Source organism: Leptothoe sp. ISB3NOV94-8A, assembly GCF_043421595.1.
GTDB lineage: Bacteria > Cyanobacteriota > Cyanobacteriia > Phormidesmidales > Phormidesmidaceae > Leptothoe > Leptothoe turfae.
The window spans coordinates 6,469,240-6,490,010 of record NZ_JAXSQW010000001.1 but is presented as its reverse complement, the minus strand read 5'-3'; the positions used below and the strand labels follow the sequence as shown (position 1 = coordinate 6,490,010).

28 protein-coding genes are annotated in these 20,771 nt (G+C 45.0%); 16 read left to right on the top strand and 12 right to left on the bottom strand.

The window, feature by feature from the left end; all coding sequences use genetic code 11:
- Positions 1–14: 14 nt before the first annotated feature.
- Positions 15–962 carry a branched-chain amino acid transaminase gene (locus SPB21_RS27865; protein ID WP_499868295.1) on the bottom strand — a complete coding sequence of 316 codons (948 nt, stop codon included), beginning with the start codon at positions 960–962 and terminating at the stop codon, positions 15–17.
- An 84-nt stretch (positions 963–1,046) separates the two neighbouring features.
- Between SPB21_RS27865 and SPB21_RS27860 the strand changes: the two genes are divergently transcribed.
- On the top strand, positions 1,047–1,865 hold the full coding sequence (locus SPB21_RS27860; protein ID WP_163663464.1) for a TrmB family transcriptional regulator: 819 nt from the start codon (positions 1,047–1,049) through the stop codon (positions 1,863–1,865).
- 51 nt (positions 1,866–1,916) lie between these two features.
- Here SPB21_RS27860 and SPB21_RS27855 read toward each other — a convergent pair whose 3' ends face one another.
- Genes SPB21_RS27855 through SPB21_RS27845 form a run of 3 tightly spaced genes read right to left on the bottom strand, consistent with a single transcriptional unit; the run spans position 1,917 to position 3,275 of the window.
- Positions 1,917–2,282: a VOC family protein gene (locus tag SPB21_RS27855; protein WP_163663466.1), complete on the bottom strand. Its 366-nt coding sequence runs from the start codon at positions 2,280–2,282 to the stop codon at positions 1,917–1,919.
- Positions 2,283–2,321: 39 nt separating this feature from the next.
- Positions 2,322–2,711 (bottom strand): hypothetical protein, encoded by a 390-nt coding sequence (locus tag SPB21_RS27850; RefSeq protein ID WP_163698714.1) that lies wholly within the window; start codon positions 2,709–2,711, stop codon positions 2,322–2,324.
- Positions 2,712–3,275 (bottom strand): Panacea domain-containing protein, encoded by a 564-nt coding sequence (locus tag SPB21_RS27845; protein ID WP_163663470.1) that lies wholly within the window; start codon positions 3,273–3,275, stop codon positions 2,712–2,714.
- 181 nt (positions 3,276–3,456) lie between these two features.
- Between SPB21_RS27845 and SPB21_RS27840 the strand changes: the two genes are divergently transcribed.
- Positions 3,457–4,365 (top strand): AAA family ATPase, encoded by a 909-nt coding sequence (locus SPB21_RS27840; protein ID WP_163663472.1) that lies wholly within the window; start codon positions 3,457–3,459, stop codon positions 4,363–4,365.
- 121 nt (positions 4,366–4,486) lie between these two features.
- On the top strand, positions 4,487–5,365 hold the full coding sequence (locus SPB21_RS27835) for a dienelactone hydrolase family protein (RefSeq protein ID WP_499868293.1): 879 nt from the start codon (positions 4,487–4,489) through the stop codon (positions 5,363–5,365).
- 36 nt (positions 5,366–5,401) lie between these two features.
- Here the strand turns inward: SPB21_RS27835 and SPB21_RS27830 are convergent, their stop codons facing one another.
- The gene (locus SPB21_RS27830) at positions 5,402–6,319 is read right to left on the bottom strand and encodes a DNA/RNA non-specific endonuclease (RefSeq protein WP_250565752.1); all 918 of its coding nucleotides are present in this window, start codon (positions 6,317–6,319) and stop codon (positions 5,402–5,404) included.
- 304 nt (positions 6,320–6,623) lie between these two features.
- On the opposite strand from SPB21_RS27830, the gene SPB21_RS27825 reads away from it, so the two are divergent.
- On the top strand, positions 6,624–7,619 hold the full coding sequence (locus SPB21_RS27825) for a tyrosine-type recombinase/integrase (RefSeq protein ID WP_499868292.1): 996 nt from the start codon (positions 6,624–6,626) through the stop codon (positions 7,617–7,619).
- Here the strand turns inward: SPB21_RS27825 and SPB21_RS27820 are convergent.
- The 6 genes from SPB21_RS27820 to SPB21_RS27795 all read right to left on the bottom strand — a co-directional run bounded on the left by SPB21_RS27820 (position 7,603) and on the right by SPB21_RS27795 (position 12,062).
- Positions 7,603–9,513, bottom strand: a complete 1,911-nt coding sequence (locus SPB21_RS27820) for a hypothetical protein (RefSeq protein ID WP_499868290.1) — start codon at positions 9,511–9,513, stop codon at positions 7,603–7,605. The two genes, SPB21_RS27825 and SPB21_RS27820, sit on opposite strands and share 17 nt — an antisense overlap.
- A 33-nt stretch (positions 9,514–9,546) precedes the next feature.
- Positions 9,547–9,861, bottom strand: a complete 315-nt coding sequence (locus SPB21_RS27815; protein WP_499868289.1) for a hypothetical protein — start codon at positions 9,859–9,861, stop codon at positions 9,547–9,549.
- A 67-nt stretch (positions 9,862–9,928) separates the two neighbouring features.
- Positions 9,929–10,924, bottom strand: coding sequence for a hypothetical protein (locus tag SPB21_RS27810; protein WP_499868287.1), 996 nt, complete (start codon positions 10,922–10,924; stop codon positions 9,929–9,931).
- A 3-nt stretch (positions 10,925–10,927) separates the two neighbouring features.
- On the bottom strand, positions 10,928–11,170 hold the full coding sequence (locus tag SPB21_RS27805) for a hypothetical protein (protein WP_499868285.1): 243 nt from the start codon (positions 11,168–11,170) through the stop codon (positions 10,928–10,930).
- A gap of 198 nt (positions 11,171–11,368) precedes the next feature.
- A complete protein-coding gene (locus SPB21_RS27800) occupies positions 11,369–11,761 on the bottom strand; it encodes a hypothetical protein (protein WP_499868283.1) in 393 nt (130 codons plus the stop codon).
- Positions 11,762–11,813: 52 nt separating this feature from the next.
- Positions 11,814–12,062 carry a hypothetical protein gene (locus tag SPB21_RS27795; protein WP_499868282.1) on the bottom strand — a complete coding sequence of 83 codons (249 nt, stop codon included), beginning with the start codon at positions 12,060–12,062 and terminating at the stop codon, positions 11,814–11,816.
- A gap of 641 nt (positions 12,063–12,703) precedes the next feature.
- Here SPB21_RS27795 and SPB21_RS27790 point away from each other — a divergent pair.
- From SPB21_RS27790 to SPB21_RS27740, 11 genes are all read left to right on the top strand, one after another.
- Entirely contained in the window at positions 12,704–12,922 is a 219-nt protein-coding gene (locus SPB21_RS27790) for a hypothetical protein (RefSeq protein WP_499868280.1), read from the top strand.
- Positions 12,923–12,957: 35 nt separating this feature from the next.
- Positions 12,958–13,167, top strand: a complete 210-nt coding sequence (locus SPB21_RS27785; RefSeq protein WP_499868278.1) for a hypothetical protein — start codon at positions 12,958–12,960, stop codon at positions 13,165–13,167.
- Positions 13,168–13,377: 210 nt separating this feature from the next.
- Entirely contained in the window at positions 13,378–13,584 is a 207-nt protein-coding gene (locus SPB21_RS27780; protein ID WP_499868276.1) for a hypothetical protein, read from the top strand.
- 552 nt (positions 13,585–14,136) lie between these two features.
- A complete protein-coding gene (locus SPB21_RS27775; RefSeq protein WP_499868274.1) occupies positions 14,137–14,649 on the top strand; it encodes a hypothetical protein in 513 nt (170 codons plus the stop codon).
- A complete protein-coding gene (locus SPB21_RS27770) occupies positions 14,612–15,238 on the top strand; it encodes a hypothetical protein (RefSeq protein WP_499868273.1) in 627 nt (208 codons plus the stop codon). Before SPB21_RS27775 ends, SPB21_RS27770 begins: the two co-directional genes overlap by 38 nt.
- Positions 15,239–15,447: 209 nt before the next feature.
- Positions 15,448–16,410 carry a hypothetical protein gene (locus SPB21_RS27765; RefSeq protein ID WP_499868272.1) on the top strand — a complete coding sequence of 321 codons (963 nt, stop codon included), beginning with the start codon at positions 15,448–15,450 and terminating at the stop codon, positions 16,408–16,410.
- A 41-nt stretch (positions 16,411–16,451) separates the two neighbouring features.
- The gene (locus tag SPB21_RS27760; protein WP_499868270.1) at positions 16,452–16,766 is read left to right on the top strand and encodes a hypothetical protein; all 315 of its coding nucleotides are present in this window, start codon (positions 16,452–16,454) and stop codon (positions 16,764–16,766) included.
- Between the two features lie 330 nt (positions 16,767–17,096).
- Complete coding sequence (locus SPB21_RS27755; protein ID WP_499868268.1) at positions 17,097–17,480, top strand: hypothetical protein; 384 nt, start codon at positions 17,097–17,099, stop codon at positions 17,478–17,480.
- A gap of 219 nt (positions 17,481–17,699) precedes the next feature.
- Positions 17,700–18,167 carry a superoxide dismutase, Ni gene (gene sodN, locus SPB21_RS27750; RefSeq protein WP_006518321.1) on the top strand — a complete coding sequence of 156 codons (468 nt, stop codon included), beginning with the start codon at positions 17,700–17,702 and terminating at the stop codon, positions 18,165–18,167.
- Between the two features lie 83 nt (positions 18,168–18,250).
- A complete protein-coding gene (locus SPB21_RS27745) occupies positions 18,251–18,679 on the top strand; it encodes a S24/S26 family peptidase (RefSeq protein WP_499868266.1) in 429 nt (142 codons plus the stop codon).
- Between the two features lie 33 nt (positions 18,680–18,712).
- Positions 18,713–19,204 carry a GNAT family N-acetyltransferase gene (locus SPB21_RS27740; RefSeq protein ID WP_163663478.1) on the top strand — a complete coding sequence of 164 codons (492 nt, stop codon included), beginning with the start codon at positions 18,713–18,715 and terminating at the stop codon, positions 19,202–19,204.
- Between the two features lie 18 nt (positions 19,205–19,222).
- Here SPB21_RS27740 and SPB21_RS27735 read toward each other — a convergent pair whose 3' ends face one another.
- Entirely contained in the window at positions 19,223–19,660 is a 438-nt protein-coding gene (locus SPB21_RS27735; protein ID WP_490793647.1) for an acyl-CoA thioesterase, read from the bottom strand.
- 114 nt (positions 19,661–19,774) lie between these two features.
- Between SPB21_RS27735 and SPB21_RS27730 the strand changes: the two genes are divergently transcribed.
- Positions 19,775–20,632: a universal stress protein gene (locus tag SPB21_RS27730; RefSeq protein ID WP_163663482.1), complete on the top strand. Its 858-nt coding sequence runs from the start codon at positions 19,775–19,777 to the stop codon at positions 20,630–20,632.
- Positions 20,633–20,771 lie beyond the last annotated feature (139 nt).

Below are 20,771 nucleotides of genomic sequence, written 5' to 3'. Positions count from 1 at the left end.
GTGTTGCGCCAAATTTAAACGTTTACTCTTGTGAGCCAACTATTGTAGTGCGGCTCTTTCCCGAGCATTATGGATTGAAGACTTTCCCGAAGCTGATGGGTTATGGGCTGCATTGAGGGAAGATCATAATTCTCAATACTCAAAACAGGTGTAACTTGAGCAGCAGTTCCTGAGAGAAAAATCTCGTCAGCAATAAAAAGCTCAGATTTATCAACAGGCCGCTCTATGACTGGTATGTCTAAATTCTCGGCAATGGTAAGAATGCTGTCGCGGGTGATGCCTTCTAAAATGTCTTGGTCAAAGCTTGGGGTAATCAGCTGGCCATTTCTCACCAGAAATAGATTCATGGCAGACGCTTCGCTGACCTTACCTTGGGAGTTCATCAGGATGGCTTCGTCAAAGCCGGATTCTACGGCTTCTGTTTTGGCGAGGGCTGAGGCAATATAAGCGGCGGTGGTTTTACCTCGGAGGGGCTGGCTACGATCTTCTTGCCGTGCCCAAGAGCTAATGCGACAGCGTACACCATTGCGAGCGAGGTAATCCCCCATGGGTACACCATAGATTAGTAAATCTTTTTCGACTTGGTGAAATCGAGGAGCGACACCCAGCCCAGACGTGTAAATCAACGGCCTGAGATAGAAGGCTGTAGCAGGCTGATTGCGTTGTACAAATTCAATGAGTGTTGCTTGAAGTGCATCTCGGGAAAGGTGGTAGCCCATAAATTTAGCGCTGTTGCTCAGGCGCTGACAGTGGGCCTCAAGACGAAAAATCAACGCTTCTCCGTCAATGATGAAACCGCGAATGCCGCCGAGAACAGCGGTGCCATAGTGGAGTGCATGGGTGGCGATAGAAATTTGAGCTTGGTCAAAGGGGACAAACTGATTGCGAAAATAAGCCGTTGGCAGAAAATTAGGTGCTGCGAATTTGGCCTCGGCAGGGCGCTGAAGCGTGGTGATACTCATGGTTTGTAATGCTACTTGTGTGATGACTGACAGGATTCTACAATAGCACCACTGAGCAGTGGTGTCATTTCTTGTCACAGAACTATGAGCGATGCACAGCAGTTAGAAAATCTGACGAATCTGGGGTTGACCCGCTATGAAGCGGCGGTCTATCTAGCGTTGCTAGAACGGCAGGATTTTACCCCATCTCAACTAGCAACCCAGGCAAAGGTGCCTCGGCAGCGAATTTATGATGTGTTACGGGGGTTGTGCGATCGCAACCTTGCCCTCGAACGCCACTCTGGCAGACAACGCCTATTCCAGGCCGTTGATCCGACCCAGGCCTTACCGGGACTAGTGCAAGCTAAACAGCGTCAGTACGCAGCCGAACTATCTCGCCAGCAACAACAGTCTGAGGCAATGGTGGCCGCCCTAGCCCCACTCTATGCAGCAGGCCATCGCAATCAAGATCCCCTGGCCTATGTCGAAGTATTGTCAGATCCCAACCACATTAATGAACGAGGCAGCCATTTGGCCCAGGCCGCTGAACATAGCATTTGCGTATTTTTTACCTATCCCTCTCTACTTAGCTATGAAGATGGCCTAAAACTCGTGGAAGGTCCCCTGAAACAAGGCATTACCTATCGCACCATTTACGAACACAATGTGTGGCAAGATCCTAGCAGTCGTGACTTTATCCGCCAGTGCCAGGACTGGGGGCAACAGGTACGATTTGTTGCAGAAGTGCCGTTTAAAATGCAGCTGTTTGATGAGCGGGTGACGCTACTGTCATTGCAGGACCCGGTGGTCAGTTCTCCCAGCTTTACGGCATTGAGTGTTACCCATCCAGGGCTAGCAAAGACCTTACAACTCTCCTTTGAAGCACTCTGGAGAGAAGGTGATGCCAAACCACTGCAAGGTTAAAAGGTAAGAGACACGACCGTTACCAGGTGTAGGGTTTTATTGTTAGCTTATTTATTCATCCAAATCTTTCCCAATCATCAGACGATGACCATCAATGGTGCGTAAACCAAACTCTCTCATGCCCCACGGTTCATCGCGTAGGGGTTTTACAATCTCCACATTGTGAGCTGTCACTTTGTTATACTCACTGTCCACATCATCCACAACAAAGTAGGCAAAATAAGAATGGTCGCCTAGCTCTCTTGCCGGAATGGCATTGGGGCATTCTCCAGCCATGATGCGGCAGCCATCACGCCTATACATCCGCCAGCCTGGGTCCCCCATGTCTTCGATGGTGAAGCCCAGAACATCGCGGTAGAAAGGGGCTGAGATTTCAAGATTGGGGACAGCAATGACGTAGAGGGTACGCTGAATCATGAGCTGATCTTGGGTAAGGGGACTACGAAATTTGTGGCACTACATCTCTAAAAAATCTTTAAGGGCAAGCTTATAGCGGTTCTTCAACCGTTTCGAGGCTAATCCACCGGCTTGAATGTGTTGGAGTACGGCTCTAGAGCAATAGCCTTTATGGGTGCGATGTCCCATGGGTAGCAATTTGGCTAACTCCTTAACTGTTAGTTCACGGGCAAATCGGTAATTAACAACCGATTCATGAATGATAAAGTCTGGCACATCAGGACCGGGTTTGAGAATACAGACAGTTTCTGACTTGGGTTGGCGACTATTGACGCTGACAAATAGGTGTCGAGTTTTAGTGGTTTTTGCGATCGCAATATACAAATGCTTCCCTTTCGGCGGTGTTTTAATTAAAAACGCATCGCCGAGACGAATAGAGAGGCTAGCCATTTAACCCTCATCCTCTATAACTTGATCGAGATAGGCCTCGCGCGTAACATCGTCTTGAATGCGCATAATTTCAGCATCACTTTTGCCCAGATTTTTAAGAATCTCTTCTACCACAATGGGAATGGCTGATCCTTCAGGATCGCTCCATTCAGGTAAATCATGGGTCCACTCGGCGACCTCAAAAGGATCCAAATGACCAAACGTGTTATACACCTGTTGAAGGATCTCTTCTTCTTCTTCACAAAGTTCTCCATTGCCTGGATCTTCAAGCAGAGAAACACAGTTGTCTTCACGGGGAGAGATAAATTTGGACCACAGAGGTAGCGCGTCATCAACGGGTTGCCCCTTGATCAAATCATAAACACCGCTAAGGACCGGACCATAGTCCATGGACACATAATGGTCACCCGTAATCGGCTGCTCCATTTGTGCCAACGCGACTCGATCGGCAATGTACAGCATCTTGAGCAACCCAAGATATTTTATCGGTTCACCATGGCACTTTAATAACAGGGCTGCAGCTGCTATTGCCTTCTCTGGCTGAAACTGAAACTCAATGGTCATCGCGTTTATTACCTTGTGGCGCACCTCGACCTAGTACATTTTTATTGTAGGCAATGCAACGCCCCCCGTCATCCGTAGGTGGCATGGGGCAAAGTTCTCTAAAAACGTTTGCCTGTGAGCTACATCATTCCAAAACCTTGAACTGTGTGGGTAAGCTGTAGGCAGTTCACTAAGGGCAACCATGCGCGATCGCATCGACCAAATCGTTCAGAACCTGAATAAAACCATTGTTGGCAAAGAAGAGCCCATTCGCCTGGTGCTGGTGGCACTTTTATCCGGTGGTCATGTTCTGCTCGAAGATGTCCCTGGAGTGGGAAAAACCTTACTAGCAAAGTCCCTAGCCCGCTGCATTGATGGAAAATTTCAACGGGTGCAGTGCACACCCGATTTACTGCCCAGCGATGTCACTGGCACAAATATCTGGAACCCCAGCAGCGGCACGTTTCAGTTTATGCCAGGACCAGTATTTGCCAACATACTACTGACCGATGAAATTAATCGTGCGACACCGCGAACTCAGTCGGCACTACTCGAAGTGATGGAAGAACATCAGGTGACCCTCGACGGCGTTTCTCGCCCGGTACCCGAACCGTTTTTCGTGATTGCAACCCAAAATCCTGTGGAGTATCAAGGAACATTTCCATTGCCTGAAGCCCAGATGGATCGCTTTGCCCTATCCCTAAGCTTGGGCTACCCCAGTGCTGAAGAAGAACTGAAGATGCTGCAAAATTTGACCCAGCCATTTAAACCAACTGATCTAGAGCCCTGCATTACCCTAGACGAAATGCACAGTCTGCAACAGCAGTGTCAGCAGGTCAGGGTCGAAGACTCCGTACAGCAGTACATGATTAATCTGGTGCGTGCCACCCGTGACCATGAGGATGTTGCCCTTGGTGTTAGCCCACGAGGGACAGTGGCTCTCTATCGCGCAGCCCAAGCCTTAGCCTTTCTAGAAGATCGAGACTATGTTCTACCCGACGATGTCAAGACCCTTGCCACAGCTGTTTTAGCCCATCGAATCATTGCCAGTGGCGGCCACAAAAGCGCTCCCATCATTGCCCAGCTTTTAGACACGGTGCCCATCCCGTAGGGGGCGGCCTTGTGCCTACTCGCCTTGTGCGTACCTGCCCTGACACGGTTCAACCCATGCTTCTCAGGTTATCTTTAGAAAAATCGATTACTCTTTAAGCGTTACTCTCGCGTTAGCAACAATGCGCAAACTGTTAGGTCTTGCCCTGGTGACAGCTCTATTCGCCTTTAGCTGTACCTTGATCAATCCTCCTTCGTCTAGTCAAACTCCTGCTAATGACCAAAGTGAGGCCATAGCAGAACTCCACAACGACGATGTTCCAGTAGCGTCTCCTGCAGCCAAAGATGTTGCAGCTGAGACTATAACGGCACAGGATGTTACCTATGGAACCCTTGATGGCATTCCATTTGAAGGCTATCTTGTTAAGCCCGCAGATGCCACTGAACCTTTACCAGGCTTAATTGTAATTCAAGAATGGTGGGGCCTTAACGACAATATTCGCACCATGACCCGTCGCCTTGCTGCTGAAGGCTACGCCGCCTTAGCTGTTGATCTGTACGATGGGCAGGTAGCAGAAACCCGCGATGAAGCTAAAACCTTAGTGCAAGCGGCTATTCAAAACTCAGATCGGCTGACTCAAAACGTGATAGCCGCCCATAACTATCTTACCAATGAACAACAGGCCCCTAAGGTTGGCAGTATTGGCTGGTGTTTTGGTGGGTCCTGGTCTTTCAATGCAGCCCTGGCGCTACCTGAAGATCTTGACGCGGCTGTGATTTATTACGGCAGCCAACTATCCACTGATCTAACCACCCTTGAACCCTTACAAATGCCAATTCAAGGACACTTTGGCGCTTTGGATACCAACCCCTCTCCCGACACAGTTCAATCATTTGAGACAGCGCTCAAGAACCTTGGCAAAGATACTGATATCTATATATATGAAGGAGCCAATCATGCGTTTGCGAATCCTTCTGGCACCCGTTACAACGCTGACGCGGCAGACCTTGCCTGGCAAAGAACTATAGCGTTTCTCAGGCAGCATCTTAGCAATAGTTAAACGTATTTGTCAGCGGTGTGGAAAGGACTGCAATTTCTAATGGGCACTTAGTTTAGCCTCAAGCTCAATTTGTAAAGCCTCAGGAACATCCGATAGTAAATCGTAACCTGTAGCAAGCTCAATTCGATCAACAGAGGTTTGATACGTTTGCCATTGATCATCGAGACGCTTGTTATTAGGCATATCCACAGCGATGATCTCAGTGTTGTAAGAAACGTTATCCACAGTTGGTTCATCGTCAAAAATCACAATCACTTTCCAGGTACGGCTGGGAGGGATAACTCGCTCCTTAGCAATAGGTTCCTTTTGACCATAGACTCCACCAACGATATACAGGATCTTATTTTGCTGATAGATCAAGTCACGGGAATAATTTTCCAGCTCTTTCCAGGGTCCACGATTATTCTCAGCCGTCTGAGGAAAAACATTGGTCATTAAAAATGTTGCCGAGTTATCTTTTTTGCTAGCTGTACGATCCGCTGAAGGCACCATATGCCCACGATCATAACCACTATTGGTATAGTCTCCAGGGGCTACTTTATATGTCCCCTTGGGTAAAATGCCATCCGGGCGAAAGTTGTTTTGTCGCTCGGTACTACCAATCCAGTCGCGACTTGAGACCCAACTAGCCCAACGCAATACACCTCGACTTTGACTGTAAGCCAGAACATATTGCTCTCTATCAATTAAATAGTTATTAATATTTTCTTGCCCGGCGTGGCTAGGATTGCCCAGAGCAATATGGGGATTGTTAGAAAAATAAGTTTCCCAGTCTAATGCTGGTGTACTTTGAGGCAGTTGTTCACAAGCGCGACCGTTATCATCACCGTCCAAATTATGGGGGTCACCCTGAATGTCATTAAGGACTAATTGCGCCAGGTCTTGACTGACAAAATCACCACAGTCACAATTTTGCTCGACACAGGGGGGAAGATGGGCGTTGGGATCGGCCAATTGAGTGGCTAAATTATCGCAACTTGTCAGTATGAGTAAGAAAGCTGATGTTCTTACTGAATAACGTATCCAGCGTAGCCAATATGCTAAATTCTGATGCCTCAAGGTTCCGCTTAAAAGTACTTATATTTTCACCCATGAGTTTACCCTGAGGTTAGTACAAAAATATTATAAATATTACAATATAAATCCTTATACATCCTTTGCTATCCCCCATGGAGGGCTAGAGCCTTTGCACAGCAAGGGTTTCATTGAAAATTTGCGTTCTGTGACCTGTCGTTTTAGCACAGGAATAGCACAGCAAATGGCTAAAGGCATCCGACCCCGGACACGCTCGAAAAAATTGTATATACGCTTTACACATCAAGGCGTTCAGTTCTACAAGCAATGGGGGTTAGCGGATAACCCAGAGCACGTTGCACGCATGGAATACATATGTAAGTGCATCAGCCAAGAAGTAGCAGCCAAGCGCTTCACAGACCTAGAAAAATACTTCGTTGATGCTGAACTGTGGGACTGGATGAAGGTTCATTCTGCGATCGCAAAGAAGCCCGAAAACTCCACCAATAGAAGCCTGCTTAAGAAGCTAAACAGTGAGAAACCAAGGTTAAACAGCCCTGAACACGTCCGTAAATGGCTAGATTCCATGAACATCGCGGCAGCTACCAAAGCCAGATATCTAGGGGCCATCAAGTCTGTAGCACCTGCTATCTGCCAAGGCGTTAGTTATTCAAGAAAAAATTCTGTTGAACCAAACCCATTTAGTGAAGATGAGCAAAAACGATTGTTGATCGCTGCTGATGAGCTTGGGCTAGAAACCTACACCCTAATTAGCTTGTGGCTATGGTGTGGCTTTAGACCAGGTGAAGTTAGAGGGCTTAAAGTTAGTGACTTCGATCCTGTTTTAATGAAACTTTCAATAAAACGCAGTATTACTGCTGAAGGGAAAGTTAAATGCACTAAGACGGGCAACTCTCGTTTCATTGAGCTTTCATTGAGACAAAAACAAACCCTAGAAGATTATCTTGCTAATACCAACAACAAAGGGTATCTATTCCCCAGTACCCATAACCACAGTAATTGGGTTTATCGGGTATGGAGGAAGGTGCTTCAAGGCGCTGACATCAAAGAAGACTTTCGCCCTTATCGCATGAGGCATACAGCCATTACAGCAGCTGTACAGCGTGACCCTAGAAGAATAGCCCTGATCGCAAAAGAGTTTGGCAACAGTCCAGATATCATCTTTAAGCATTACCTAGGTTTCATTGAACCGTTTAATGAAACTAATCCAACGACTTAGCCCATAGTGGTGGATCACCTTTTTTAGAACCGTATGCTGAAATGTGTACGGCTTTTACTTCGGCTATTACACGCGATGCTGCACCTTCGGTGTAGGTAAGCTTGCTGTCAGTCAGGTAGCTACCATCAATAATTTGTGAAGTCAGATAGCCTATAACCTTATCGGCTTCAGTCTTATCCCTGGCGTTCACGATCACCTTACTGTTGTCGTTTAGTTTCAGTGTTGCCATTAATGGGCCTTTCACGTAATCAGGAAATGACAACGGCACATCAGGATTTATATCAGACCTTGGATGTGGAACGTGCATAGACCATTTTGACGTCCCACCTGCTGTTCTTACCCAAGAGATCGCCAACTGAGGAACCTGGCCTGATTTCACTTCCCAAAGCATAGGTAACGGTGCTGGTTCAGGGCCACATTTAGTGTTCTCATGGACTAACTGAAGTTGTTCCTGCAAAACAAGTAAAGCTTGCGTCACACCATCCAGGCCACTACCTCTCCATTCAACTATTTCTGGATCATCACCACAGGCAGAGATATCAACCTCGCCTGAATACTCCCAAGAAAGTAAGTCAATAATTTCGTTCAGTTTTTGAATCGTCTCAGAGCAACACGTTGAATCATCTGGTTCAGGATTTGGATCAGGCCCTGGTTCATCTGGCTGTGGCCTAGGTTCAGGCAAGTCATCTGGTGATGGTGGATCGTCCAAGTTAGGCGAACCCGTATCATCTGGGTTGCCCGTTGGTGAATCTGGTGAAGTTGGTGAAGTTGGCGCATCGTCCGGAACTTCAGGTAATCCATCCGGCAGCGGTGTATCAGGTAAGTTCGGTCTAAAGAAATTGGGGCTATCAAAATCTAAAGGTGCATAAGTTGGGCGTGTCGGTGTTTTCGTGGGTTCACCTTGTGGATCGCCGCAATCATCCGGTAAGCCGTCTTCTCTCGTAATTATCCAGCCATTATCAACAATTCGAGCGTTAGGCCCTTTCCTGGAAACATCTAGAGTACGAAGAAAAGAGCTTCCTGTCCCAGACGCAAGCCTAACGCGCTGCCCCCCCCTATCAGTCACGTATCTAAGGGGGCCATTCCCAAAAGAAGTACTGCCAGCAGGGCCATTCTGGAGAACTCCATTGTTATCCAAATACGTATAAGGTCCTTGAACTGCCTTGTACCTCGTAGGACATTGCCCCCCTTCAAAAGGAGCAGGGCCAAAAGAATCATCAAATGCACTGCCGCCACCTTGTAACAGATTCCCTATTTGCCTTCCTATCCAGCCACCAGCTAAGGCACCACCCAGGGCACCAAATGGCCCAAGCTTTGAACCTAAAGCACCACCAATGGTTGAGCCTACAAAGTCACCGATCTCATCAGCTGGGTTGTTCGTTGGATCAAGGACTGCATCAGCTATGTTGTAAGCGTCGATTGCAAGTCCAACAGCGCCAGCTATTTCAGAGCCAGCCTTTAGCGCTCCATTTAATCCTTTCCTCGTTGCAGTTGCAGCATTTTCGGAGGCAGCTCTACCAGGTTGTGAAATTAAGTCATCAATAAAGTTGTTTAGCTCTGCATCTGAAAGATTGTCAACTGCCCTTTCAAAAGAACGAGTATCAAAAAAACTACCTGACGTTCTGTAACCCCTTAGTGCAGCAGGGTTAGCCTGAACGGTACCCCTAGAAACAGACCTAGCAGAATCAATCAAACTTTGAGTACTTGCATTGCTAGGTCTTGCATCTAAAAGGGCATTCCCGACAGGATCAACCATTGAACCTGCTGAACGTGGCACCAGAACACCACCCGTATTGTCATAAACCACGGTTCCATCAAGGAATGGGTTATAGGAAAGTGGCTTTAGATCAAGTACTGGAATGGTGCTATCAACTGGCATTTTGCTTACCTCCAAATAGTTTCAATGAACCGTTTAATGAAACTTTTCCTAGGACGTAAAACCAGGGGGTAGGGTAACTGAACCCGTTAGGCCAGGTGAACCCTCCCAAAGTGTTTGACCTTCTAGTGCATAGTTAGGGTTTAGAGGTACAGCACCACGAAAAATAATGAAGGTTTGACTGCTATTTTCAGAGCCAAAAGTCTGGTCAATTGATACTTGCAGAAAAGGTCTGCGATCAGAATCTGAACGCTCAGAATAGTAGCGACCTGCTGCAACGCGAGTGTACAGATCAGTGGCGTAAACCATCAGTTTTTCAACAGTATCTACGCTTGCAGGAATTGAACCAGGAAGTGGAGTAGCCATAACTATCTTTTGAATGAAGTAATGTCATTCAGATACTAGCTTCTATGAATAAGTAACGCAATCAAGATTATGTAATTTGAAAATGATTCACTACAGCTTGAATCAAATCTGCTGGATTATTTGGAATCACAGAATCATCCCAAGTTGCTAACATTTTCCACTCAACTCCACGCAGCGAAACTTCTAGTGGGCCATCAGCAGAAATAATGTTATCCACAAATTGATTGAGAACAAGTTGATTGTTTATCCAGCATCTCAAGCTGTTAGTTTCAACTAAGAAGGCTATCAAGAAAAACTGATCATCGCCTGGAATACTGCCGAGGTTCACACCACCGAATTGACCGTCTGATCTTGGGGCATAAACTTCTATTTCATTAAGTCCATTTACTTGAAACAAAAGCCTTCCTTTAAGTTCAAGCATTCCTCGTGAATTATCGTCAGGGAAACTACCTTTAACCGATAGAACACCCACAACCATTCTGTTTGCTGAAAGCTCAACGGGACCGACACTTTTTAGATACGTCCATTCATCAGCGCTCCTGAGTTTTCCACCTGATACGTCAACGATTCCATCCCACGGCTTCGCATTATATATAGTGCCTTGCAATGTAGTGATGTCTGTTTCTGATCCTGAAAAGAAAGGTCCTGCAAAGCTTGAATACAATTGCTCCAAAGCAAACAAACTTGCACCTGGCCAACTATCGAGTAAAAATTCTGGCTCTGGAATGAGGCCGTTACCGTATGAACCAGCATCGTGAATGAAGATCTGGCAGTCCTTTATATATTTAACAAACCTCACCATTAACCTATATTCAGACTCGATACCTATCTGTATAAGGCTAGGAACATAAGGTCTTATTTCATGCGTTTGAACTGATGCCCACAATGGATTTTCATCAGTGCCATAGTTCACAAGCACGTTCAGCCTGCCTGCTAATTCCCATGTAGACGGAAGGCCTATGATTTCCACAACGATTGATGCAGCGCTAAATGTATCAGTGCTAATCAAGTAGTTCTGATCACCATCATCTTTTGTAATTATTGAACTTGCTAGAACTGCCATATCTCAACTTTCAATGAACGGTTCATTAGAAAAAGGAATATACTCAGGGAAGTTTCTGATCATGAATATTTCATGGTGAGTCACCTGTTTTTGGATGGCCCTATCCTGAGTCTTTAATTCTTTAACGCAACGGCTGATTTCATACAGCAAAATAAGCTTTTGATTGATTCCTCTTGCTACATTCCAAACAGCACCTAGGACTGTTATAACTCCAGTAGTAAGAGCGATTAGTAACGATAACTCCATGTCAATTAAATTTAAGAAAGGACGAAAAATAAGGGGCACTACTCAGCTACCAGAAAACTGGGAAGTAGTACCCGTAAAGGTGTGGGCTGAACGATTTGGTTACTCTGCTCGTCATGCCCGCAAATTGTGTCAATACCGACGTGTTAAATACGCATATAAAGCACGAGGTAAATGGTTCGTTCCCACACCTAAACTGGCCTAGGCAAGATTGGAATCTACAGGCATAAACACCTTGCGGATTTTGTAGTTTCCAGGTAGTAGGCTTTCATCAACTGTCTTGCCTGGAAGATTAACCAATGCCTCACGAACGAATTCAGGATGACACCAGAAACGATACTGACGAGAGCGGTTTTCTTGTGCAGCATTGCCACCAACTACAGAGTCAGGTGCAAGTTGAGCAACCATGCGAACTAGAACACGTTGGTATGAAACTTTTTTGTCAATTACAACGTTATCCGCCAAGTCACCTTCACCCGTTAAGGTTGCGCCAATATTGTCACGAATGGCCTTAGTTGAGTAAAACCACTTTGCACCCTTGAATCGATAAGTTGCCTTACCGATCGTGGCGTCTACAGAAGCTAAATCAGTCACGGTCAAGTCTCCTAAAGTAATGGGTTAGCAAGGAATGGAAAAAGCAAATGGCCTACACCATTACTTCGTTAGCATCGATGGAAAAGCCACCATCAGCGTCATTGGTTTCCACAACTGGAACCACAATGGTGTAAGTGATACGCCCATTAGGTAAGTCGATTCGTTCGGTGACGCTTAATCCCGATAGATCAGCTTCAGGGTTAGCAGCAGCAAAGGCCTCAATGGCATCTTTGGACTTACGGGCAGTTTCCAAAAGTTGCTGTTCGTTGGTGGTAGAAACAGTAGTGATTGCAGCAGCCATAGGGGTTCCTCCAGGTGTCAATGGTTATAGAAAAATTGAATCGCTATCTGTAAAAATATAAGCTCAGATTATCTATAGGCGTCAAGACGTTTGACCTGTCGTCGTTAGGGCCGACTAGCGATCTGAAAGTCAGGGGTGAGGTGTTAGACCCCTAAGGTATTTGTACTCTTACGAAGTTATTGCTGAAGGATTTAGAATTTCAATGGAAGTTTCATTGAAAATATCCGGATTGATTAATGACAGGACACGGAGGTGCAAGGCCAAATTCTGGACCTAAGCATAAATGGCATTTACACGGGAAACCGTTAAAGACCTATGCTGTAAGGGTTCCAGAAATAATTACGGCTGCCGACATCGCTAGAATGATTAGAGAGAAAATAGAATTGCTTGAGTCATATAACCTAGACTTATCTGAATCAGAGGAATAGATAAGTAGAGAATGGGTTGTCAATTCTATTTATTTGTTGCATCTTGAACATGTACACATTCAAGGGAGTATTCAAAACGCTAGCAAGCCAACCCAGGCCACACGAAAGAATAGGGGTTTGAGGCGTTACACTTCCTAGTTCTAATAGAACTTCTATTGGAACTTTTCCTAGAAGCTTGAACACGTACATATTCAAAGCATTTATTTTCGCACAATGAACCATCCACAAAAACCACTTCTCAGCAAAGGTAATGAAATCAAACTCAAAACAGCCAACGGGCTAATAGATGCCAGAGTTGAAAGCATTTCATTTAGTCAGCCTGAAGTAACGTACAGGATTTTAGTTTGGGCACTTGAAGGGGGCCTCAAGGGTAGCGTCATGGTCATTCGTGAAGAACTTTTAGTTCAGCTGTTTGAACCTGTACTTGCTTAAGCCTTTTTGAACGTGTACACATTCAAAGATTCTCAATGAAACTTTCAATGAAACAAAAAATACAAGAGCAGCAGAAGTATTACAGCCGTGTTGACGTGCCAGTAGGAACCATCAAAAAAGTTAGGGGTGGATGGCAGTTCAATTCACTTATTGCAGGCTTTAGTGACATGACTGAAAACAAGCGAATCACCATCGTTAAGGTCTTATACGAAGCTTTTCCAGGTGGATACTTTACGGGAGTTTGATTACTAGTGAATGAAACTGACTCTTTGGTTATTCAAGACAGAACCACCTTAGAAAAAGTAGGTGAACTGAAGTTAGTTAAGGGTAAGTTTGTAGCTGATTTTTTTAGCTTAAATCTATTAATCCCTATAACTAATATTGACGATATGAGAATGATTCTCACTCAACATAATTTAGTTTCAAGGTAGTAACACAAAAAGGAAAAAGAAAAAATGAAATACAAAGTAACTTACAAGGTTCGTAGAGCAATCGTTGATCCTAATACTTCTAGAATCCTAAGAATGGAAGATTTGTATTCAGGTTCTTTAGATATAGAAGCTAACTCTATGTCTGAAGCAATAGTAAAAGCAAAAGGAATGTACTTAGGGCCTGATGAGTTTGGAATTACTGGTGTTCATTCTAATGAGGAGCCAGAGTGAAACAGTACAAAGTACTAGCTAAGTGTCAGCTTCCTAGGGATAGTAAACCAGGTCTTTCAATCCTTTCTATAACTGCTATTTGTGCAGAGCGAGCTGAAGAAAAAGCTATGTCGTATAACTTCGTAGTTTCAGTTAATCAAGCAGCAGAGGTAGAAGATTGAAAAAATTTCAGTGCTTTTGGAATGACAAAGAAACTAATTGGTGTCACGTAATCTCCATTCCTTTGACAGATGAAATGACAGCTATCGAGCTAACAAAAATACTATCGGAGTTCACTCAAGGTGGAAACACAATCATGTCAATCAGTCTCCAAGAGTCACCACTGGACGCAGACACAGGGCCAGCACTTCAACATAAAACTCAGCACAGAAGAAATCACTGAGATAAGTTCTAATGGAACTTCTATTAGAACTAGAAATGTTGGGGTCATTGGCGAATCAAAGTACAAGGTTTCACGAACTGAACTCAGAAAAATTGAATACGATCGTGACTTTCTAGTTCAGTTCACTGCCTATCATCTAGCAGGTATTTTCGAAGCTATGGAGATTAAAGATGCCCAGAAACTCTTCTACGAAGCCCGCAGGTTCCACCTCAAGAAAAGCGGTAAATCGTGAAGCTTTTTTCTATGATTTCAGCTTGCGTCGTAAATACGAAAAGCGACGATCACCCAATGATGTTTACTTTGCTTCGAATTTAGAGTTCAAAACCTACCTTGAATTAAAAAGGACTGAAATTGATTTCATCTATCAGCCTTCCTTACCTCTGATTAGTTGCAATGAAAGTTTTAATGAAAGATCAAAATCATGGGATTTCAAGCTAGTAGGTGAACGAAAAATTATTGAATGCAAAGGTCAGTGGATTAATTCAAAAGCCCATAGGGATAAGAGGTATTTATTCCTACTTGAATGTCATTTAGCGGAATCCAACGGCTACAGCATCACGATAGTTTCAGACCTTGGTTCAGGTACCAAACAAAAGCCTTTTCAACTAGGACCTTACACAGCAGTACATTACGAGGACTTAATCAATGGCTTACATTCTTCCCAACGAAAAGTACAACGGTGATCTACGTTCTAAAAAAGGTGAAGCCTTAGACTGTGACCTTCAATTTAATTGGCTGATCGTTAAGCATGACGGTGACAATATTTGTGTACTGGCACACTGCGAAAAAGAACCCGCAAAAGCCCTGGACAAAGATGGGAAAACTGCATCCTTCCCTGGCATCGTTGGGTTCACAGTTTCTACAAAAGCTGATGCAGTAGCAGACAAGTTAAGCGCTAAATTGCTAGCTCAGTGTGAAGAGGGCAAGTTCTACTGTGGTCGAATCACGATGGGGGCCAGTGAAAACATTGCTGAAAAGGCTCTATCGAACGACAAAAAGTTTGAACTCTATGCTGAGGACTTAGCCAGCTTCACTGAAATTGAAAAGCCTGATAGTGTGCCTGAAACCCTTGAATTTCCTAAAGCGTGGGCAGGTGGCAATGGTCGCAAGTCCTACACAAGGGCTGAAATTGCAGAGCAGCGTTTAGAAGCCTTGGAAAAGGTACTGCTCAATGAAAAGCTTCAAGCCTGTATCGATGGTATGCAAGGCATCTTGGGGGATGAGATGTCTGAACAGATGAAGTTTGAACTCATCGTTTCATTGATTGCGTAGCCAAGAAAAAAGGGAGGTTGCGTAGCCTCCCTCTAGTTTCATTAAGACTTTCATTAAAACAAACGATGGGGCTAAACATCAACGAGTTACGAAAAAAAACCCAGACACACTGGTCAGACATTTGGGACCAAGAAAAAAGTAGGTATCAGAACACCATAGACCTAATGCAAAAGGTCGTTATCCTTCCTCATGGTGAAATTCAGTACCCAATGGCAGCTGTATACCTATGGCTGAATAGCAACTGGGCGACACAGGTACCTTACCTATTCAGTTATGGTCCTGAGGGTGCTGGAAAAAGTCTCATTGCAACTCTCATTGAAAAAATGATTGATATTGAATGCTTGAGCGCTACCAGTACAGCCAGAAGCGTTAGGAACGAGGTGAATAACCTTAGGTTCCCTGAAGGCTATGACGGTGAAGAAAGTGATTGTTTCTTCCTTGTCTGGGACAATGTGAACTTGGACACCTTTAATGACCCTGACATGCTTGGTGTGTTTCTACAGGGGGCTATTAAGGGTAAGGACATTTGGAAGATTTGTTCTAGTACTTCAGGTCAAAACGACAGCTTTAGAACTTTCTCGCCTAAGGTCTACAGTTCAGTCTGGCCCTTGCATTGTGATCCAAAACTGAAAGAGCTTACGCGGCGTTGCATCGTTCTGATCCATGAAAAGTTAGACGAGTCTGAACTAGGCGAGCGTGAATTACTGGACATCGAGTCTATTGACTTCACTGACTTTTTTGAACTGAAGATTCTGAATTTCTATCAGGACAAAGAGAGATTCTTTAAGTACGAAGAGTTTAAGAAAGCCTGGAAGAAACAACGCAAAAAAGGATTGCTCGATAGCGCCAGGAAAGCCATCTATGCAGACTTTGCAGCTACGGGGTACATCATTGGTGCATGGGGGACACCTGCTGAAGCGTTTAACGTGATTAACGGCTATGAGTGTTTTGCTGACAGGATAAAAGAGAGTTCTCTATCTCCCCTTGTGCAGTCCTTTAAGAGATTCATAGCAACGGAAGATGGTGACTTTCACAACAAGGACCTAGACGCCCATATAGAGCTAGAGCTAGGCAATCACAAGCTACTTGAGAAGCCAAGGACAAAGGAAAAGCTTGAAGCAATGATGCAATTAGGCTACGGGCTCCACAACGGAATGTGGCTTAAACAGTAGCTCTGAAAAGTTCCAATAGAAGTTCTAATGGAAGTTCAATCATGACTCAAGAGTACGAAATACCTAAGCCCGTTACTAGCATTAGCAAAAACGAACGTATTGGGTTTAACGCAAAGTTCACTATCAACCCTTCCTTGAGGTTAGCAAGATTACGCAACCTACCTATGAGTGGAACCATCAAGGATTTTTCCATCGGCACAACCTACACGACTATTGAATGCTTTGGAGGTGTGATTTTAACCATTCCAAACCACAGAAATATTCAAGTCATTCACTCAGTTAAGGATGATTTTGATAACGCCAAACCTCAAAGCAAGTCAACAGCAGAAACATTCAGAGGAGTGTCAATTGAATGAGGATTAAGAAACAGTTCTGGAGACACACAAACAACCTGTTTGGCAATCCTTCAGCTCAAGAATGTTTAGGAGCTCAAGTGCTGGCGTTAGATAGGTGCTCAAACATTACCAATGATCAGGTGACCAAGAAAGGCTACAGGATATGGCACCTATCACCTGGACAAATGGAGTTGATTGATGGCAAGCCAGACTTCATTACCTGGATTGACACGGATAGATACACATGCCATGAGGGTAAGCCAAAGCCTCTGAATTGGCAGGACTAACGCCACGGTCTTAGGGGCATCTACAGAGTTTCAATAAACGGTTCATTAAAACAAGGAAAGGATCATGGATATAGATACGCTACGTTTTCAGGCTAATCGTGTAGCCGAGCTAGGGAAACTTATCACCAGGATGCAAAGCGAAATCCAAGCCCATAAGGACGCACTACACACCATCGAAGTAGTAAGCATGAAGAACGTGCTCGACGATAAGAGCCTCAAGAATGCTGACAGTAGAAAAAATTCATACGAGTTAAGTCTGATCGAGCATGAAATATATCAGCGCACTAAGGCTCATTTAATGGCAGCCAAAGAGCAGCTAGGGGTTAATGAAGCAAACCTTGAATTCCATAGAATGCTGTTTATGTTGAACCTGAAATTCATAGGACCTTCAGAGCGGGGAGTATTCATCCCTGAAAGCAAGCTGTTGCAAACTGCGAATCAGTTCTAATAATTGACACGAGTTTCGCACGGTCTATAATCACGAAAGTCGCAGAACGCTAAGTTTCAAAAGGATTTATACATCCTTTGCTATCCCCCATGGAGGGATGGGAAAACGGCAGTATACTGTTAACTGCGCTGGACGATTTCGCTGGACGATTTCGCTGAACGATCTTGCCGGCGAAGTTTCTAGCAGAAGCCCCATCAACTATTGAATCGATTGGTGATTATGCTCAACAACGCAATTGAATTACTAAACGCTTGGTTCCCTGCTACTGAGGTCCACGCTCACTGTGATGGCCCTTGTGGGGTTTATGATCCCTCTGCTGCCCGCATCACCGCTGAAGCTGTGCTCTCGATGACTAAGAAAATTTTGGCCCTTGAAGAGCCAGCAGATGCCGCTGGTAAAGTAGTCTACGCGAACACTCTTTCTCGCTACATCGCGATCAAGGAAGAGCAGGCTCAAAAGACTAAGGATGATCTCCTGATTCTATGGACTGACTATTTTAAGCCCGTGCACTTAGAGTCCTATCCTGATTTGCACGATACTTTCTGGAAGGCGGCAAAACTTTGCTCTGCCTGCAAAGTAGAGGTCAGCCAGCAGCATGCTGAAGAGCTTATGGCTGCTGTTGAGAAGATCCACACCATCTTCTGGGCAACTAAGGGGCGTGATGTGGCTTGGTATACCGCTAGCTAGTAGCTATGTAGCTCATGTTTCTATAGCAATCCCGCAGGGTCTTTCCCTTGCGGGATTTTTGTATTCAAAACCAAAGGCTGTGAATGGTAAGTCGTAAAAGGGGAAATGGGTATAGCCCATCACGTGAGGTACACAAAAGTGTACTGCCTAGTGCCGGATGGAAGGAGTATATTCAATGGCTATCAGGGCGACGGCGACGGTTTGTGGTTCGTGAGAATTCTATGGTGCCAACGCTGATGCCTGGAGATACGATTTTAGCCAAGATGGGAGGAGCAGTGCAGGTTGGTGATATTGCCATCGCCCAAGTACGCACTAGTCAGGTTGTTGCACCTGATAACTCTGCTGTATTGCTCCTCATAAAACGGGTCGGCGAAATCTTCTATGACGGTAGTGTATACCTGATCAGCGATAATACAAGTGAGCCGCAAGCCCGTGATAGTCGACATTTTGGTGTCATAGCAGCGAACCGTGTTATCGGCCGCGTTACGAGCCGTTTGGCTGTCTCACAGTAGTTGTGTCTCCACCCATTTTTGATTAATTGCTCAATGGTAGCCCCCATTACTATTAGCCCCGCAACCCGCAATGATATTCCATTACTCTTTGAGCTTGTTATGGCTCTGGCGGAATATGAAAATCTGGCCCATGAAGTGAGTGGTGCGCCAGAAGATTTAGAAAAATATCTCTTTGGCGACAGTCCTAAAGCCCACGCGATTGTTGCGCGTATTGATGGAGCACCTGCTGGGTTTGCACTTTATTTTTTTAATTTCTCTACGTTTTTAATGAAACCAGGTATTTATTTAGAAGATCTCTTCGTTTTGCCTGGATATCGCCGTCGAGGTATCGGTACTGCCATTTTTCAATATCTCGCCCAGACAGCTTTGGCTAAAGGGTGCGGCCGTTTTGAATGGAGTGTTTTGGATTGGAATCAGCCTGCCATTGATTTCTATAGGTCTAAAGGTGCCGTGATGCTCAATGATTGGCGCACCTGTCGTGTTGCGGGTATAGCTTTGGAAGAGTTGGCTAGCAGTGAGCAGTAGTGCAGTACTAGTGGTCCATCAATCTACAAAATATTGATATAGTGAGTCCAACATAGGCTGGAGCTCAGGAGGTAAGCGCCGGACAATTTTTCGTTTGCTGATGTCTATAGGAACCAGCAATACTTGACCGGTAATACATAGTTTTTGTGCGTCTTCTGTCGTATCGTAAATTTCATAAAGCCAATTCATTCTGACACTGCGTTGTATATCTAATCGCGTTCTAACCAACCCTTTGGCTCCCAAGATCAGGGGTTGGTGATAACGTAATTGCAGGTCGATGACAGGTAAGTCATAGCCTGCTTTGACAAAGTCTTCGAATGCAAATTCCAGGGCACGAAGACACTCCACCCGGGCTGCTTCCATCCATTGAACATATGTGCCATGCCAGACAATACCACCATAGTCGGTGTGATGAGGCTGTACTCGAAAACCATAGTCAAACCAGCGGTTAGTCATAAATAAGTTGACTGTCAAACTACGAATTGTGAACCCTGATCAAGTTTATGAAAACAGGGTGCTTATCATAGATATTTATACATCCTTGAGAGTTTATCCAATAGGATTTAGTCAATGATCGAGAAGATTTTGTTGGCCAGCTCCGGCCCAGGCAACACTGAGACAATGTTTAAGGCCCTGCTGGAAATCCCCATGATTCAGCGAGCGCAGGTAACTGTATTAAAGGCTATCCCGCCTCAAACAGCTTCCAACGACATGGGTGATCAGCGTGCTGACAGTGAACAAGAGTTGTCAGACACGGTGACACGCTTGGGTATCGAAGCATCGAAGGTAACCCCTATGCTACGAGAGGGCGATCCTAAAGATGTGGTGTGTAAGGTCGCTGATGAAATTGACGCCAGTCTAATTGTTATGGGCTCCCGTGGGCTCGGTGGTCTAAAGGCAATTTTCAAAAACTCGGTCAGTCAGTATGTGTTTCAGCTATCCTCTCGCCCCATGCTACTGGTGAAGGATGATATATATAGCATTCGACCCATTAAGCGAGTCTTGGTTGCCCTAGATAAATCTGATATGGCAAAAGAGTCGCTGAGAGTTGCCATCGACCTCACCCGTGATATCCAGGACAGTGAATTGATCTTTGTTCATACTCTGTCAAACTTGCGTAACTCCATTGATGAGGCCATTAACGCAAATCCAGAGACTGATCCAGTTCTAGCGCCTGCCATCGCTGAAGCAAAGCGGTATCGTATCAACTATCGTTGTTTGGCTCCAGCCGGTAAACCGGGTCAGCGTATTTGTGTATTGGCTGATGAGCTCAATGTGAATCTACTGATTCTGGGTTCCCCTGACCGGCGTCCTTCCATTGCTAAAGGCTTACCTGATATTGATCGGTTGCTAGGTGGGTCTTTGTCTGACTATGTGCGTATCAATGCTCCCTGTCCGGTGTTACTGACTCGTATGGCAACTAATTAAGTAAAGCTGATTGGTTTGGGGAGTGTTGAATTTTGAGTCGAGTGTTGATGCCAAATTCAACACTCCAAACCAAGAATTTAGCTGTGATCGGCGATTACTCTACGGCCAATGGGGGTAGGATATGCCTGCGTTTGCTATC